The 15,218-nt window shown below is 45.1% G+C and carries 15 protein-coding genes; 9 read left to right on the top strand and 6 right to left on the bottom strand.

What is annotated here, in order from left to right:
• The 5 genes from DOZ58_RS07985 to yvcK all read left to right on the top strand — a co-directional run bounded on the left by DOZ58_RS07985 (position 1) and on the right by yvcK (position 4,528).
• Complete coding sequence (locus DOZ58_RS07985) at positions 1-750, top strand: ComF family protein (protein ID WP_111887822.1); 750 nt, start codon at positions 1-3, stop codon at positions 748-750.
• Positions 751-859: 109 nt separating this feature from the next.
• A complete protein-coding gene (gene murB / locus DOZ58_RS07980) occupies positions 860-1,768 on the top strand; it encodes a UDP-N-acetylmuramate dehydrogenase (RefSeq protein WP_111887821.1) in 909 nt (302 codons plus the stop codon).
• Between the two features lie 4 nt (positions 1,769-1,772).
• A complete protein-coding gene (locus tag DOZ58_RS07975) occupies positions 1,773-2,504 on the top strand; it encodes a PHP domain-containing protein (RefSeq protein WP_111887820.1) in 732 nt (243 codons plus the stop codon).
• 9 nt (positions 2,505-2,513) lie between these two features.
• Positions 2,514-3,386 carry an RNase adapter RapZ gene (gene rapZ, locus DOZ58_RS07970; RefSeq protein ID WP_111887819.1) on the top strand — a complete coding sequence of 291 codons (873 nt, stop codon included), beginning with the start codon at positions 2,514-2,516 and terminating at the stop codon, positions 3,384-3,386.
• Between the two features lie 131 nt (positions 3,387-3,517).
• The gene (gene yvcK, locus DOZ58_RS07965) at positions 3,518-4,528 is read left to right on the top strand and encodes a gluconeogenesis factor YvcK family protein (protein WP_111887818.1); all 1,011 of its coding nucleotides are present in this window, start codon (positions 3,518-3,520) and stop codon (positions 4,526-4,528) included.
• Here the strand turns inward: yvcK and DOZ58_RS07960 are convergent.
• Positions 4,516-4,773, bottom strand: coding sequence for a hypothetical protein (locus DOZ58_RS07960; RefSeq protein ID WP_111887817.1), 258 nt, complete (start codon positions 4,771-4,773; stop codon positions 4,516-4,518). The two genes, yvcK and DOZ58_RS07960, sit on opposite strands and share 13 nt — an antisense overlap.
• Between DOZ58_RS07960 and whiA the strand changes: the two genes are divergently transcribed.
• Entirely contained in the window at positions 4,757-5,779 is a 1,023-nt protein-coding gene (gene whiA, locus DOZ58_RS07955; RefSeq protein ID WP_111887816.1) for a DNA-binding protein WhiA, read from the top strand. The two genes, DOZ58_RS07960 and whiA, sit on opposite strands and share 17 nt — an antisense overlap.
• 170 nt (positions 5,780-5,949) lie before the next feature.
• Here the strand turns inward: whiA and DOZ58_RS07950 are convergent, their stop codons facing one another.
• The 5 genes from DOZ58_RS07950 to DOZ58_RS19165 form a co-directional block, all read right to left on the bottom strand.
• Positions 5,950-6,567, bottom strand: a complete 618-nt coding sequence (locus DOZ58_RS07950) for a sigma-70 family RNA polymerase sigma factor (RefSeq protein WP_111887815.1) — start codon at positions 6,565-6,567, stop codon at positions 5,950-5,952.
• 219 nt (positions 6,568-6,786) lie between these two features.
• Complete coding sequence (locus DOZ58_RS07945) at positions 6,787-7,011, bottom strand: DUF2922 domain-containing protein (RefSeq protein ID WP_111887814.1); 225 nt, start codon at positions 7,009-7,011, stop codon at positions 6,787-6,789.
• Positions 7,012-7,048: 37 nt separating this feature from the next.
• Complete coding sequence (locus DOZ58_RS07940) at positions 7,049-7,267, bottom strand: DUF1659 domain-containing protein (protein WP_111887813.1); 219 nt, start codon at positions 7,265-7,267, stop codon at positions 7,049-7,051.
• A gap of 152 nt (positions 7,268-7,419) precedes the next feature.
• The gene (locus DOZ58_RS07935) at positions 7,420-7,815 is read right to left on the bottom strand and encodes a holin family protein (protein WP_111887812.1); all 396 of its coding nucleotides are present in this window, start codon (positions 7,813-7,815) and stop codon (positions 7,420-7,422) included.
• Between the two features lie 122 nt (positions 7,816-7,937).
• Entirely contained in the window at positions 7,938-8,993 is a 1,056-nt protein-coding gene (locus DOZ58_RS19165; protein WP_111887811.1) for a PocR ligand-binding domain-containing protein, read from the bottom strand.
• A 559-nt stretch (positions 8,994-9,552) separates the two neighbouring features.
• Between DOZ58_RS19165 and DOZ58_RS07925 the strand changes: the two genes are divergently transcribed.
• The 3 genes from DOZ58_RS07925 (at position 9,553) to DOZ58_RS07910 (ending at position 15,052) form a co-directional block, all read left to right on the top strand.
• Positions 9,553-10,146 (top strand): RNA polymerase sigma factor, encoded by a 594-nt coding sequence (locus DOZ58_RS07925; RefSeq protein ID WP_111887810.1) that lies wholly within the window; start codon positions 9,553-9,555, stop codon positions 10,144-10,146.
• On the top strand, positions 10,146-11,261 hold the full coding sequence (locus tag DOZ58_RS07920; protein WP_111887809.1) for a hypothetical protein: 1,116 nt from the start codon (positions 10,146-10,148) through the stop codon (positions 11,259-11,261). Before DOZ58_RS07925 ends, DOZ58_RS07920 begins: the two co-directional genes overlap by 1 nt.
• 890 nt (positions 11,262-12,151) lie before the next feature.
• Entirely contained in the window at positions 12,152-15,052 is a 2,901-nt protein-coding gene (locus DOZ58_RS07910; RefSeq protein ID WP_111887807.1) for a hypothetical protein, read from the top strand.
• Positions 15,053-15,218: the final 166 nt, after the last annotated feature.

Genomic DNA, 15,218 nt, shown 5'->3' with positions numbered 1-15,218 from the left:
ATGAACCTAAAACAAACCATCCTGACCTTCCTCGAAAACAATCTCTTCCTCAAAAACGGCACCTGCCCGATCTGTGGTAAGGTGCTTTTTGTCACCGACCGCTTTTTGTGCCATCAATGCGAAGACGATCTGCCGCGCATTAATAACCCCACCTGTTGTAAATGCGGCCGACCGATCTTCGCCGCAGATCGGGATGTCTGCATTCCCTGTGCCAAACGCAACCTTCCATTTTCAGGCGGCTATGCCTATCTTAACTATCAAGATGGCGGGGAAAAATTGGTTGCTGCCATTAAATTTGGCGACCGTCCCCACCTGGGCATCTGGGTCGGCAGGCAAATGGGGGCGGCCATGGCGCAATGTCAATGGATCAGCGAGGTGGATTTGCTCATCCCGGTCCCGCTGCATCCGAACCGCCGGGAAGAACGGGGCTATAACCAGAGCGAAAAGATTGCCCAGGGTATTTTAGAAGGGTTAAATCAGACAAGGACTAAAGCCCCGGTACTGGCAACACAAATCCTGATCCGTAACCGCGATACTCCCCATCAGATCGGACAGGGTCGGGAACAACGGCTGTCCAATCTCACCGGCGCTTTTACGGTGGAACACGGTAAGGCCATCCAAAACAAAACCATCCTGCTGGTTGATGACGTTCTCACCACCGGCGCCACCCTGACCGAAACCGCCGCTACCCTGCTCGAAGCCGGCGCCGCCAAAGTCTTAATCGCTATCCTCTGCGCCGTCGCAGAATAGAATAAAAGATTCTTAAAAAGACCCGCATGGGGTCTTTTTTTATGGCGAATCTTAATAAATAATGGTATGATGAACACAATCTAAGCACAAAAAGTTAGGAAGTAATCAAATGAATCATACAATTAACAAACTAAAAGCCATTATGGCAACCGAAAATATAAAAAAAAATGAACCCATGAAAAACCACACCTCTTTTCAAGTGGGCGGTCCGGCAGATCTTTTTTTAATGCCCCAATCCCGAGAAGAATTAAAGGCAGTTCTGGAAATCTGCAAAAAGTCCGAAAAGCCGGTCTACATTATGGGCAATGGCAGTAACCTGATCGTCCGGGATAAGGGTTTTAGTGGTATTATTATCAATACCAAAGCACTTAATCAGGTTAAAAAAGTCGGCGAAACCTTGATTGCCGAACCAGGGATCAGCTTAAAAGATCTGGCCAAGGTGGCCCTAAAAGAAAAACTCACCGGCCTGGAATTTGCCTCTGGTATTCCCGGTAGTCTGGGAGGTGCCGTCACCATGAATGCCGGCGCCTACGACGGCGAAATGAAAGGGATCATTAAGAGCATCACCGTTATTACCGAAGATGGCAGTCTAAAATCAATTCCCGGCGATCAATGTAATTTTGCCTACCGCACAAGCATTCTCCAGCAGCACCACTGGGTTCTGGTCAGTGTGGAACTTGCGCTTAAAAACGGCGATTATCAAGCCATTGAAGAAAGAATGCTCGATTTAAATACCCAAAGAGAGACCAAACAGCCGCTGGAATACCCCAGTGCCGGCAGCACCTTCCGCCGACCGGAAGGTTACTATGCCGGCAAACTGGTTCAAGATGCCGGGTTTAGAGGTTATACCCTCGGCGGCGCCCAGGTGTCCGAAAAACACAGCGGTTTTGTCATCAACAAAGGCGGTGCCAGCGCTGCTGATATTTTAAACCTCATCGGTGCCATTCAAGCCGGAGTCAAAGAAAAATTTGGCGTTGAACTAAAAACGGAAGTCATCGTCATCGGTAACGACGAGTAAATTCATGAAAATAGTACATGATATGCACACCCATACAACCTATAGCCATGGTAAAAATACCATTGCTGAGATGGTGGAGCAGGGACGAAAAATCGGTCTGAAAGCGATCACGATTTCCGACCATGGCCGCAGTCATCCCCTGTTTGGCGTAAAAAAAGAGAACTTTGCCAAAATGCGGGCTGAAATTGATGCCCTCAATCAAAAATATGACGACATTGACATCTACCTGTCGGTCGAATCCAACATCACTGGAGCAGATGGTAGTATTGATATTGGTGACGAAGAAAAGAAACATTGCGACTGGATCTCAGCCGGATACCATTATGGTTATATTCCAGCCAGTATCAAAGACATTTTTGTATTTGCGATCCCCAATTATGCAGCCCGGGTGCTGCCATTTTTACGGAAACGGGTGGTCGGGATGAACACCCGGACTTATATCAAAATGATGGAGCGCTACAAGATCAAGCTAATTACCCATCCTGGTGATAAAATGCCGATTAATATTGAACCGGTAGCAAAAGCTGCCGCCAAACACGGCGTGATTCTGGAGATCAATCCCAGACATGATCATTTAAACGTCGACGAAATAAAAGTCGCCATGAAATATCCGGTCGACTTTGCCATTAATAGTGACGCCCACAGCACGGCGGCCTTAGGCGATATGAAAAGTACGCCCCAAACCATCAAAGCCGCGGGCATCCCAATTAGCCGCATCATCAACATCGCCGAATAAGGAGGCACCATGAAAACCATCATCATCACCGGCATGTCCGGGGCAGGAAAATCCCAGGCCATCCAGATTCTTGAAGATCTGGGCTATTTTTGTGTGGACAATATTCCCCCGCAACTCATGGTGACCTTTATCAACCTCTGCCAGCAATCAGCCACCGAAATTGAAAAAATCGCCCTGGTCACCGATGTCCGCGGGGATGTATTCTTAGAGGGGAAAGATACCCTCCTGGCTGAATACAAGCAGTCGAAGGATGATATCCGGATGATCTTTTTAGATGCCAGAGACGAGATACTGGTCGCCCGCTACCAGGAAACCCGGCGGGATCATCCCCTGACGGATTCCACCGGCAATTTGATTGAAGCGATCCGGCAGGAACGAATAAGGCTGGAACACTTTAGAGAAATAGCCGACGAAGTCATTGACACCTCCGATATTAAGGTTAGAGAATTAAAGCAACAGCTCATAAAAGTAGCAGAAGCAGATCGGGATAACTCGAAACCAAAGGTAAAAATATACTCCTTTGGTTTTAAATATGCCAGCCCCATGGGTGCAGATTATGTCTTTGATGTCCGGTTTCTGCCTAATCCCTTCTATAAAAAAGAACTTAGAAATTTAACCGGTGAAGATCAGTTAGTCAGAGATTATGTGATGTCCTTCCGGGAAGCTCAGGTCTTTTACGACAAACTGGAAGCGTTAATGACATTTGTCATTCCTCAATTTGCCAAGGTATCCAAAAATACCGTTGAAATCGCCATCGGCTGCACCGGCGGTCAGCACCGCTCGGTGACCTTTGCCTGGCTTTTAAACAAAGCCCTAAAAGAAAAAGGCTACGAAACCTCCCTCAAACACCGGGACATCAAAAGAAACCGTCTCGACCACTAAGGTAGGGTGTGAAAAGCGAAATATCCCCTTATCACACCCGGGCAACACGGTATAATTTTAGGGATGACATCATCCGTCGCGTTCCCGTGTCATGGCTAAGCCAATTAGTAATAAAAAAAGGAAGTGATCTCATGGATATGAAAGAATACATTAGGGAGTTCACCTTGAAAGACATTGTTAAAGTGAGAAACCCCAAGGTCGTCGCCATTGGCGGCGGCACCGGTTTATCCGTCATTCTCCGGGGACTTAAAAAATACACCAATAATCTTACCGCCATCGTCACCGTTGGTGATGACGGTGGCGGATCAGGAAAACTACGAGAAGACCTGGGCATCCTCCCTCCAGGTGACATCAGAAGCTGCATTCTGGCTTTGGCTGACGACGAAAACGTCATGCAGGAGCTTTTTAATTATCGCTTTCCCGGGGGCTGTATGGAAGGCCAGAGCTTTGGCAATCTTTTTCTGGCCGCGATGAATGGGATCAGCAGTGATTTTTATGACGCTGTCCGGCGGACCTCCGATGTCCTTCAAATAAAAGGCGAGGTGTTGCCCGTGACCTTGTCTCAAATGGTGCTGATGGCGACCCTGGAAAACGGAGCCGTCATCGAAGGGGAGTCGTCGATTCCCAAAGCGGCTCTCGCGCAACAGAGCCCCGTTGCCCGAATGTTTTTAAAACAGCCAAAGATCAGCCCGCTGCCAGAAACCATCGAAGCCATTAAAAACGCCGACATGATTGTCCTGGGGCCGGGCAGTCTTTATACCAGTGTGATTCCCAATTTGTTGGTGAAGGATGTTGCCCGAGCGATCTTTGACAGTCGGGCCAGACGTTTTTACATCTGTAATATCATGACTCAGCCGGGTGAAACTGACGGTTACACCCAGGAAGATCATATCCGGGCCATCGAAGCCCACCTGGACCAAGCCGAAGGCCGACTCTTTGACTATGTGGTGGCCAACACCGGCAATCTGCCTAAAAGTATCGAAGAAAAATATAAAAAATGCGAAGCCGCAGTGGTGGAAATCAAAAATCCCCTCAAACAATACGCGTATATTCTGGATGACTACGTCGTCATGGAGAATGGGTTTGTCCGTCACGATGCCGACCTCCTGGCCCGCCGCATCTTCGAAACCTACGTAAAATAAAACATCATCCCGTAGGGGCGAGGGAATAGACCCCCGTAGGGGCGATTATCAATCGCCCGGATATTTGGGCAGTCTGTAGCCGGTAGGGGCGAGGGAAGACCCCCGTAGGGGCGATTATCAATCGCCCGGATATCCGGGCAGCCTGTAGCCGGTAGGGGCGAGGGAAAGACCCCCGTAGGGGCGATTATCAATCGCCCGCCCCCCACCAACAATGAAGGAGGAGCAGCCATGACGTTTTCAGCCATCTTAAAAAAAGATCTTTCCAAGATACCCTTTGGCTCCAGAGCCAGCCAGCTGGCTGAACTGTCGGGGCTTATTGGTGCTGTCGCAACCATTGCCATTGATGGAGCCGGAGCGATGACCATCAGCATCAAGACCGAAAATCCTTCGGTGGCGGCCAGGTGCTATCGGCTGGTGAAAGAGCTTTACCAGATCAAACCCAAAATTAAAATAGAAAAAACCCGAAAGTTCAAAGAACATCGGGCTTATCGGGTGGTGCTTGACGAACCGGTCGTCGCTAAAAAAATTCTGGAGGACTGCCTGATTCTTACCTATAACACCGAAGGCCAGGCTTTTTTTGCCAACCAGGTGCCGGATAAGTTTAGAAAACAGACCAGTCAGACAAAAGCCTATATCCGGGGGGCTTTTCTGGGATCAGGGTCCGTCTCCAATCCTGAGAAAACCTATCATCTGGAACTGGTGGGGAAGAAAACACCACTGGCGAATAAAAAAATTGAGAAAAAAAGCGAGAAAAAAAGCGAACGCAGTCCCGCCGCGAATGAACAATGCGCCTACCTCCAAAGCATTAAAGCAATCCTGGATCAGTATGAAATCAAGTCAAACCTCATTCACAGAAAAGGTCATTGGGTGCTTTATTTAAAGGAAGGCAGTAGCGTCGTCGATTTTCTCAGTGTTATCGGTGCCCATCGCGGGCTTCTGGAAATGGAAAATATTCGGATCGTCAAAGAAATGCGCAATGATGTCAACCGTCAGGTCAATTGTGAAACCGCTAATCTTAATAAAACGATCGCCGCTTCCTATGACCAGGTCGCCGATATCATGTTGATAAAAGATCAGTTCGGCCTTAAAAATCTGCCCCGTAATCTCTATCAGATCGCCGAACTGCGCCTGAACTACCCCGACGCCAGCATCAAAGAACTGGGTGAGCGCCTCGACCCCCCGGTCGGAAAATCCGGCGTTTATCATCGGCTCAAAAAACTCAACCAAATCGCCGAAGACCTAAAAAGGTAGGGCATGAGGCCTATCGCCAATAGCGTAACGCATCATCCTGTAGGGGCGATTATTAATCGCCCGTACCAACGTCACCGGGCGGGTAATACCCGCCCCTACAGTCCAAAGAAACCAACCCGCGCAAAAAGGGCCAGACAGCCGAATCTCAATTCGTCTGTCTGGCCCTTTTTTCAATTCACCAGATTCATTCCAAAATATGTCCGCAAATCGGCAATCGCCCGGCGATGGAGTTTGACCAGCGAGTTGGAGCTGACCCCAATATGCGCTGCAATCTCCCGAAAGCTGCGTTTTTTAAAATAGTGCTCCTCAATAATCCAGCGTTGTCGCTCCCTAAGCTGAGGCAGATACCGCTTCAAGGCAGCGAAGTCCTCGGCCCGGATATAATCACCCTCAATATCAGTGGGATCAGCAAGGGTATCGAGCAGCGAAAAGCTTTCGCCCTCGGAGATCCCACCATCAAGGGTGTAGAAATTCTGATGAACCTTGGCGACATTGACAAAATAATAAAACAATTCTTTTTTCAAATAGCCGGAAAAAGGAACCCCCAGATCTTCATTAAAGGTTTCCACCGCGTTTAGCAGCACAATAGCCCCTTCACTTAAATAATCATCAACCGCATCCACTTCATAAATATAACGTCGAATCATCGACAGCATCAAAGGCCTGAAGCCGTCAATTAAAGCCAATTGGCATTCCGTATCCCTTTTTTTGGCGCCCCGAACCAAAAGAATCATTTCATTATTATCCACATTGTCACCTCTTTCAATAAAATCGAACATATGTTCCATAAGTAGTATAACGCATTCCTGATCAATTATCAACCCAAAACAGAACAAATGTTTGGATAGGCACAAGGTAGGCGATGACTGAGGGAGCGGAAGGGTATGAAATGGGGACGTTACGCCTGTCCGCCCGATAGGGAACAAAGGCGAAATGTCCCCATGTCATGGCCGGGCCACTTGGTAAAAAATGATAAAAAAAAGCGGGGGTCACCCCCGCTTTATCCTTTATACCGTCATCTCAAAATCATTCGTTGTGGTGCTAATCAGCTTTCCGCTGACTTTTTTGACCAGTTCACTATGATCTGGTGCAAACACATTGCGGGTCAGGATTTCATCCATTGTCGCGTTCATTTGGGTCTCGGTCACCGCCGGATCAGCATCCGGCACTGAAATGGTGGCGTTTTTACCGTCAGCCCGTGCAAAGACCATTGTAGCTTTAATTTCTGCCATAATTTTTTACCTCCTTTACTAAAATTTTTTAGGTGTCTTAAGGAATCAAGAGACTCGTCTCAATTTTGAGTACTTCTTCCATGGCCGGAACCTGCAGATCTGCAAGTGCTTCGGCGACAGCATAAAGATCATCATCGACGGCCGTTTCTTTCAGGTTGGAATAAGTCCGTGACTTAATCACTTCCTTACCATCCACCATCCCATGGTTCGAGCGAACCTGCAGCTTGTTACTGATAAAATCTGTTGTTACTGGCATTATGTGTACCTCCTTTCATCTGGTATACTGATAAATGGAACAACCAGCAAAAAGGTGCCACAAGAATTTTTACAGTTCAGGTAGGGCATGAAATGTCCCCGTGTCATGCCCGGGCCCCTCGCCTTCGTATACGCCCCGGCCCCCTCGGTAAATCAATCCTCGCTCAATTGCTTAAGCACCTGTTTTAACTGCTGTGGCATCGGGAACCCCAGTGCCGCCAGATTTTCGGTAATGCTGATCCCTTCATTAGCCGCATAAAAGAAAATAACCGCCGTTCGCAGGGCGGCACCGCCACCCAGCAGGTTAACATCCAGTAGGTGACCCAGGGCCACCATCACCAGAATAAGCATCTTTTTCATAATCCCGACAAAACCAATTTGGCTCGACACCTGCCGCTTTGCCGCTGCCAGCACCAGCCCAGTCAGATAATCAATTAAAATCAGGCCCAGCAGTGTATACAAATACCCGTCAAACCCGCCCAAAAGAAACCCGATAACCGATCCCAAAACAGCAAAACACCGTGGCAACACCGTTAAAATCGTCTTCATCTCGTTTTTACCTCCTTTCTAAAATAAAAATGGTGTGACAACAGGGTCACACCAATATAATGGAAGCCAACAAAAAAAGATGCCAAAAAAGCAAAAAAGGCGGGTTCCCCCGCCAATTAATTCTAGTATAAATTATCTTGCAAATTCTTAATCTCAACCTTGAGCTTATCGGAGATCTGATTAAGCATACTCAGTTTTTCATTAATTTCGCCCATCGCTGCCTGATGTTCGCTGATGATCTTGAAGGACTTAGATGCCTGAGATTCCACCGAGTTCATACTTAAAACAATGCTGTCAAGAATGGTTTCAATCTTCTTAGCAGAATCCACACTCATGACGGCCAGTTTCCGGACCTCATCGGCGACGACGTTAAAGCCCCGGCCAAATTCACCGGCCCGGGTGGCTTCAATGGCGGCGTTTAGTCCCAGCAGATTGGTTTGGGTGGCAACATCGCGAATAAATTTAAGAATTGAATCGGTTTCTTTTACCTTATTCTTGGAAATTGTCGAAGATTCCAGTAGTTCGTCCGATGCTTTAATCAGCGACTCAATCTGGGTTGAAAAATTATTAACCACATCGGTTACCGAGCGAATGTTTTCAAACATATCTTCAGAAATAACCTGGAATTTTTCGGTTTCATCAACCAGTAAGCGGTTGTGATGGCCCATTTTAGAAATAGAATTGGCAAAGACATAAAGCATATCGGCGGCGGCATTAATTTTTTCCCGCGGAACAATGGTGATTTTTCGCAGGGCCGCAATGTATTCATCTTCATCGACGCCAATTTCCCGGGCGATCCGGCGAAACTTATCTTCGTCGGGGGGCGCATCCAGCACCTGACCGCCGAGGATTGCGCCAATCTGCTGACCATCCACCATAATGGGCGCCGCAAAATCGACCAGTCCGGCATGGCAGGAATAAACCGCCGGCTTGCCGGTATTCCCGGATTTTTTACCGCCTTCAATATCACAGGCAACACAGCGCTTGTTCCCCTCAGTGGAGCCACGGGTGTATTTCATACAAAAATCAGTAAAATTGCTGGGTTCGGTAATCGTCCCTTTGACATTATCCACCGAAACGCTGGCCATCCCCAGGGCCTTGGCAAAACTGTCCTGAAACTGCTGCAAGACATTTAAATCAATGAGTTCATCGACGGTGTAGCTTAACTTTTTTTCCATTATAATACTCCTTCATAAAAAATCATCCCCAAGACATCACCAAACAAAGCCTGTTATCGTGTGCATTTGAAACGGTTAATTTCTATATTCCCATAATAGATACATTCTATCACGTGAACTAAAAAAAGTCACCTATAAACCTTGGCACCCCTGAGATAAAAATTCACCCGGGTACCGCAGTATAAACAGCAGCGATAACAGGCATCGGCGGTTTTAAAAACCTTCCTTAAATAACCATAAGACTACAAATTCTTAATCGACCTGTGTTATACTATAAATTAAAGATTTAAAGATTCGTGATGACCAAGGGGTCAGACCATCGCCCGCAACCGGGAAATTGCCAGTTTGATTTGCAAAATTCTTTAATATAACTTATAGATGAGAAAGAAACCAGCCCGAAGAAGTGACGCAACAAAAAAAAGTTTGGCACACACCACGCCACATCTTGCCTTTTTTCACTTTTTAGCTGATAATAGGCAGTACGTTAAAATTAATTTTAAAAAGCAATGCAATAAAACGTGATAAAAAAACGTTAATATAATGTTGGGGGTTATACCTGATGAAACTATTCCTTGCAATGGTGGTACCGGATAACACAGAAAACACACAATACGAAAAAAAAATAAATATCGATGAAGCCATTTTCACCCGGATTGCCGCAGGAGATATGGCCGCCTTCGAAGAATTTTACCGCCAGACGGAACGAACCGTCTATGCCTTTGTGTTGTCAACCTTAAAAAACCATGACGATGCCCTGGATGTCGTCCAGGACACCTATCTAAAGATTAGGGCGGCCGCCCATCTTTATAAGCCCATGGGTAAACCAATGGCCTGGGTCTTTACCATCGCCCGGAATCTGTCCGTCAGCAAAATCCGCAGTAAACAGAAAAATGATAGCATCACATTGACCGATATGGAAAACGATCTGAATTTTTCCTATGTCAGCGATGCCGAAGACCGACTGGTGCTTCAAACTGCACTAAAAATTCTCAGTAGTGAAGAAACCGAAATTATTCTTTTACACGCCATTTCCGGGTTTACCCACCGCGAAATTGCCAAAAGCCTGGAGATGAAGCTATCAACCGTTTTATCAAAATATCATCGCGGCTTAAAAAAATTGAAAAAATATCTCATCGAACAGGAGGTGATCTAATGAGCCATCATCAAAAACTAAATATAGAAGCGTCTCTAAAACGCGCAATCAGCCAGGCCCCGGCTCTGGATTTTGAAAAGCTGGCCGCCATGCCGGTACTCAAAATGACTGAGCACGACACCATCACCCGGCAAGTGGCACCCGCAACCCAGCGAAATGGACGGATACGGCTGGCCGCAAAGCCCTTATCCATGGCCTTCGCCGGAGCTCTGGTGATCTTGATTTGTATAACCACCTGGTTTGGAGAGTTTAAATCGCCAGAAAGCATCATTGCCCTGGACGCCAACCAGAGTGTCGAAATTGTGACCAACAAGCACAAACAGATCTTAGCGGTGAAAGCCTTTGACCAGAATGTTCAGGCGCTGCTGGATGAAAAACACCTCAATCAGACCAACCTGGAAGACTCCGTCGGGGTGATTATCACCACGATGATAAAAAACGGCTACCTGGATGAAAGCAAAAGCGTGGTCATGGTGAGTGTCGAAAATCAGAGTACCGCTAAAGCGGATGATCTGGCTGTATCGCTTAATCAGGTGATAAAAGACAGTGCCACCGCCGAAGACATTAACGCCACCGTGGTTAGGCAAACCGTCGTTACTGATAGTCAAACCCTTACTGAGGCCGAACAATACAGCGTTTCCACCGGTAAACTCAATGTCATGAAGGAACTGGTTATGGCTGACAGCTCCCTGACCATGGATGCGCTGGCGGCGATGTCGCTGACGGATTTACTGGAAGTTTCCAAAGAAAAATCAGTCGATCTGACCAAGGTAATAAAGAGCGACGGGTCAAAAAAAGAGACCAAAGACAAACCCACCACCCCGGACGAAGAAACCCCGGCAGTGACACCAGAAGCAGAGCCGGAAATAACACAACCCAATAATCAAACCGAGGAGATCGTTGATCCAGCCGTTAATAAAACCCCGGCTGCCACCACCGTTTCACCGACCCTCCCGGTCGAACCGGTCGAAGCCGAAAAAGAAACTGAAAAAGTAACCGAAAAAGAAACCGAAGCCGTGGACGAGGAGAAAACCCCGTTAAGCGAAACCAAACCCACCACCCCGGAAGAAGTCACAGAAGAAACCGAAGCAGTCCCAGAAGAACCATTAAGCTAGAAGCTTGGCTATGAAATGTCTCCATTTCATGGCCGAGCCACAGAGATATGTTCAATTAAAGATTTAACGTAGGGGCGATCAGTGATCGCCCGCTAGGGATGAAAGGCGAAATCTCCCCGTGTCATAGCCGAGCCACTCGGTATAGGTTAATAAGAGATAACATCTGTGTCATGGTCATGGTCATGGTCGAGCCAAGTTCGTAGGGGCGATTATCAATCGCCCGCAAAAGCAAACTGCCCCCATGTGCAAAAAATAAAAAAATAAAAAAAATAAAAAAAATAAAAAAAATAAAAAAATAAAATCCCATGCAATAAAACCCCCACCTCAAACGTTAACCAGTTGTAACAAAGAATTATAAAAATTATGTTTGAAAACGTGTATCAGTGGTAAGTACTAATAGTAAGTACGATTATAGAAGGGAGCTGATCGCTGTCATCATCGCCATTACGATTCACCATATTTATCCAAAAACCGGCAGTTGGTTTGGTCAAAATTGAAAGTATTGGACACATTGTCAAACTAAAAGACTAGAATTTGTAAGCGATGTGAGACAAAACCAGTTTTTTGGATTTTGAAAATGTTAAAATCCCGATTTTTATTTGAAATGACAACGATATTTATTGCAAAACATCATAAGAAGGTGTAAAATCATACAAGAACGCTCTTTCTCGGTTTACCGTTTCACTGTATTGGCCAACCAGCTATTTTTGTAGCAATGATGGTTCGCTAGCTAAAATTAGGAAGGAGGAAAGAGGGACAGTTAAGAGGTAAATCCAGAACCCAAATATGGAGCAAAATTAAGCTCTGGAATTTCCAGGCGATTAATGTAAAAGTTATTGCTGGGACTTCCGGATAAAAAACCCAAAATTTAACAACGGAGGAAACAAAGTATGAAGAAGATTACAGTTAGCATTTTATCAGTATTGATGATGCTTTCCATGGTATTCTCTACAAGTGTATTCGCGGCTGAAAAAACAAACCCAGTTGCGGATTTCTTTGCAGGAATATTCGGCGCTCAAACATCAGACGTATCAGATGTAGGCGTTGAATACCGTGGACACGTACAGAACAAAGGTGACTTTCCATTGGATGGTACTTGGATTCAAGGACCAGAACGATTAGGAACAGTAGGCGAAGGCCTGAGATTGGAAGCATCCTGGATTAAATTAGCAGATACTGCTCCAGCCGGACTTCACATTAAATACCAGGTACACGTTCAAAACAAAGGCTGGATGGGCTTTGTTGAAGACGGTACAATGGCAGGAACTAAAGGCGAAGGCCTGAGAATCGAAGCGATTCAGATTTCATTAGTGGATGACGAAGGCAATATAGCTACTGGTTACTCAGTAGAGTACCGCGGCCATGTTCAAAACATTGGCGATACCGAATGGTATGCTGATGGCGCTCAGTTAGGAACCACTGGTTCTGGCTTACGATTAGAAGCTCTTGAGATTAAAATCGTACAGACTAAAGCTGATATGACTGCTTATGAAGCAGCAGTAGCAGCAGCTGCAGCTTTGACAGAAACTGATTACACAGCTGAAAGCTGGGCAGCTCTTCAAACAGCATTAACAGATAATGTTGTAACTGATGCTAATACTCAGGCAGAAGTTGATGCAGCGACAGCGGCTATTAACGCAGCGATTGAAGCATTGACAATGGTTACTAGCATGACTGGTGTTGAAGCTACAAGTGCAACAACATTAACAGTTTCATTCAATACCGCTATCAGCGCAGCTGATCAAGCATTAATCACTTTCGATGTACAAAGAGGATCTACCACTACAACTATGTTAGCACCTGTATGGGCAGCTGATGGTATGAGTGTTGAATTGTCAAGAGTTTCTAATTTACTTGCTGGTACTTATACAGTAACTGCTGCAGGTATTGATTTAGGTACTGATTCTGCAACAACTGTTGTTGAAGCGCAGACAGTAACAACAGTTAATATTATTACAGCAAACGTAGCTGCTGATGCTGCTGCACAGGTAAACTACATGGTATATGACCAGTATGGCGATGAAATGACAAGAAATTCAAATGCATTCACATGGTCTGTTGTTAACACAACTGCTTCAACAAGAACAGTTGCTGCTACTGATGGTGCATTTACCTATTTAACACTTAATACTATTGCTAATGCACAGCTTGGTGATGTATTAAGAGTAACAGGCGTATTAGATGCAGATACAACAATTGTGGCTACAAAAGATATTACAGTTTCAAATATTTTTGTTGCATCATTTGGATTAGGTGAAGTAGTTGTTCCTGAGGGATCTGATCGATTAACTGAAGGAGCAGGTATGGTAGAATTAACATATGCTGCTGCAGACAACTTTGGTAATGAAGTTACACTTCCAGCATTAGGTTCTGCGGCTATGCCTCAAACTATTGGTGCTATTCAGTTTATAACTTCAGATGCTACTATTATTAACAATGTTCAGGTTGTTGATGGTGTTCTGTCAGTTAATGTTGTAAATGATGGTACTGTTGTAATTACTGCAATAAATGGGGATGCTGGAACAGTTTCAACACTTCCTATAACAGTTTATGCAACACCTGCTGCTAATACAGCAACTTTCGGAGATTCTGAAATTATTGCTGGTGATAATACTACTTTTGAATTACCAGTAGTATTTGCTGATCAGTATGGTACTGAAATGGCAGCTAGTTCTGTTGCGAATTTAGATCTGACAACACCTGGAAGTTTATTTAATGTTTCTGTTTCAGGAGCCGGAACATTAACAGTTGGTAATGTAGATGCGACTGGTGAAAATATTACTTTCACAGCAGCAACTGAAGGAACATATACTCTTACATTAGTAAATAAACTTACAGGCGCAGTTTCAACAGCAACTGTTGAAGTATTAGAAGAACGTTTACCAAGTGAGTTACAGGTTGTTACTGCACCAAGTGCTTCAATCCCATCAAGTGGTGCTACTACAACAGTAACCTTTAAAGTGGTTGACCAATATGGTGATGATATGACTGGAGCAGAAGTATTTACAACTGCAGGTTATACAGTAGATATTGCAGTTACTTCAGGTGGAACAAATTATATTGCATCAACTACAGCACTTTCTGCTGCTACATTTACTTCAACAATTACTTCTGCAGCTACTTTAGGTACTGATACAGTAACCTATACATTAATGGATGCTGCTACACCTGCAGCCGCTGTTGATAGTCAAGCATTCAACTTTACTATTGTTGATCCATTAACATCAATAGCAGTAACTACAAATGCTTCTGAATATACATCTGGAGATACCATTGGCTTAACAATTAACGCCTATAAAGGAGCTTCAGTTGCATATACAACTTATAACGGCTCTGGTGTTGCAACAATTTCTGATGGTACTGATACTTACTTAAGAAATGTAACTTTTGTAAATGGTGTAGCTACAACTACTGTACCAGCTGGTATAGCAGGTGCTGCTATTGTACAGGATGTAACATATAGCGGATTGAATGATACTGCTACTGCCGTAATTGTAAATGCAGGTGCTGCTTCTCAATTAGCATTAAGCACAAATGATTTAATTCTTCTTGATGCTTATGGTAATACTGCAGACTATGATTTCACTGGTATTGCTAATTTTGTAACTGATGGTGCAGGAACTATTCTTGCTCCAATAGATTCAGAAGGTAATAAAGAAGTTGTTATTACAGATGGTGTAGTTTATCAAACAGATGGAACAACCCCTGTAACATTCACTGGTGCATCAGCTGATGATGTATTAACAATGACATTAGCAAACGGAGACGTTTTCACATTAACAGTCCAATAACAAAAGCGCGAAACGTTACTCTATAAATTCTTACCATTAGAATGAAATGAGTGAAAAGAGTGAAAAGAGAAGCCCTATACCATAATGGTATGGGGCTTCTTCTTTTTTTGACTTTAGTCTGTTGAGCACGCAAAGCGGGCAAAACAATAAACCACCTGCTATGCGG

Source organism: Acetobacterium sp. KB-1 (assembly GCF_003260995.1).
GTDB classification, from domain to species: domain Bacteria; phylum Bacillota; class Clostridia; order Eubacteriales; family Eubacteriaceae; genus Acetobacterium; species Acetobacterium carbinolicum.
Note: the sequence above shows the minus strand (reverse complement) of the source record. Positions and strands in the feature narration are given on the sequence as shown.

What these genes read in the sequence shown, in the direction of transcription:
- DOZ58_RS07985 (WP_111887822.1), top strand. Translation starts at nt 1, where the DNA reads ATGAACCTAAAACAAACCATCCTGACCTTCCTCGAAAACAATCTCTTC.
- murB (WP_111887821.1), top strand. Translation starts at nt 860, where the DNA reads ATGAATCATACAATTAACAAACTAAAAGCCATTATGGCAACCGAAAAT.
- DOZ58_RS07975 (WP_111887820.1), top strand. Translation starts at nt 1,773, where the DNA reads ATGAAAATAGTACATGATATGCACACCCATACAACCTATAGCCATGGT.
- rapZ (WP_111887819.1), top strand. Translation starts at nt 2,514, where the DNA reads ATGAAAACCATCATCATCACCGGCATGTCCGGGGCAGGAAAATCCCAG.
- yvcK (WP_111887818.1), top strand. Translation starts at nt 3,518, where the DNA reads ATGGATATGAAAGAATACATTAGGGAGTTCACCTTGAAAGACATTGTT.
- whiA (WP_111887816.1), top strand. Translation starts at nt 4,757, where the DNA reads ATGACGTTTTCAGCCATCTTAAAAAAAGATCTTTCCAAGATACCCTTT.
- DOZ58_RS07960 (WP_111887817.1), bottom strand. Translation starts at nt 4,773, where the DNA reads ATGGCTGAAAACGTCATGGCTGCTCCTCCTTCATTGTTGGTGGGGGGC.
- DOZ58_RS07950 (WP_111887815.1), bottom strand. Translation starts at nt 6,567, where the DNA reads ATGGAACATATGTTCGATTTTATTGAAAGAGGTGACAATGTGGATAAT.
- DOZ58_RS07945 (WP_111887814.1), bottom strand. Translation starts at nt 7,011, where the DNA reads ATGGCAGAAATTAAAGCTACAATGGTCTTTGCACGGGCTGACGGTAAA.
- DOZ58_RS07940 (WP_111887813.1), bottom strand. Translation starts at nt 7,267, where the DNA reads ATGCCAGTAACAACAGATTTTATCAGTAACAAGCTGCAGGTTCGCTCG.
- DOZ58_RS07935 (WP_111887812.1), bottom strand. Translation starts at nt 7,815, where the DNA reads ATGAAGACGATTTTAACGGTGTTGCCACGGTGTTTTGCTGTTTTGGGA.
- DOZ58_RS19165 (WP_111887811.1), bottom strand. Translation starts at nt 8,993, where the DNA reads ATGGAAAAAAAGTTAAGCTACACCGTCGATGAACTCATTGATTTAAAT.
- DOZ58_RS07925 (WP_111887810.1), top strand. Translation starts at nt 9,553, where the DNA reads ATGAAACTATTCCTTGCAATGGTGGTACCGGATAACACAGAAAACACA.
- DOZ58_RS07920 (WP_111887809.1), top strand. Translation starts at nt 10,146, where the DNA reads ATGAGCCATCATCAAAAACTAAATATAGAAGCGTCTCTAAAACGCGCA.
- DOZ58_RS07910 (WP_111887807.1), top strand. Translation starts at nt 12,152, where the DNA reads ATGAAGAAGATTACAGTTAGCATTTTATCAGTATTGATGATGCTTTCC.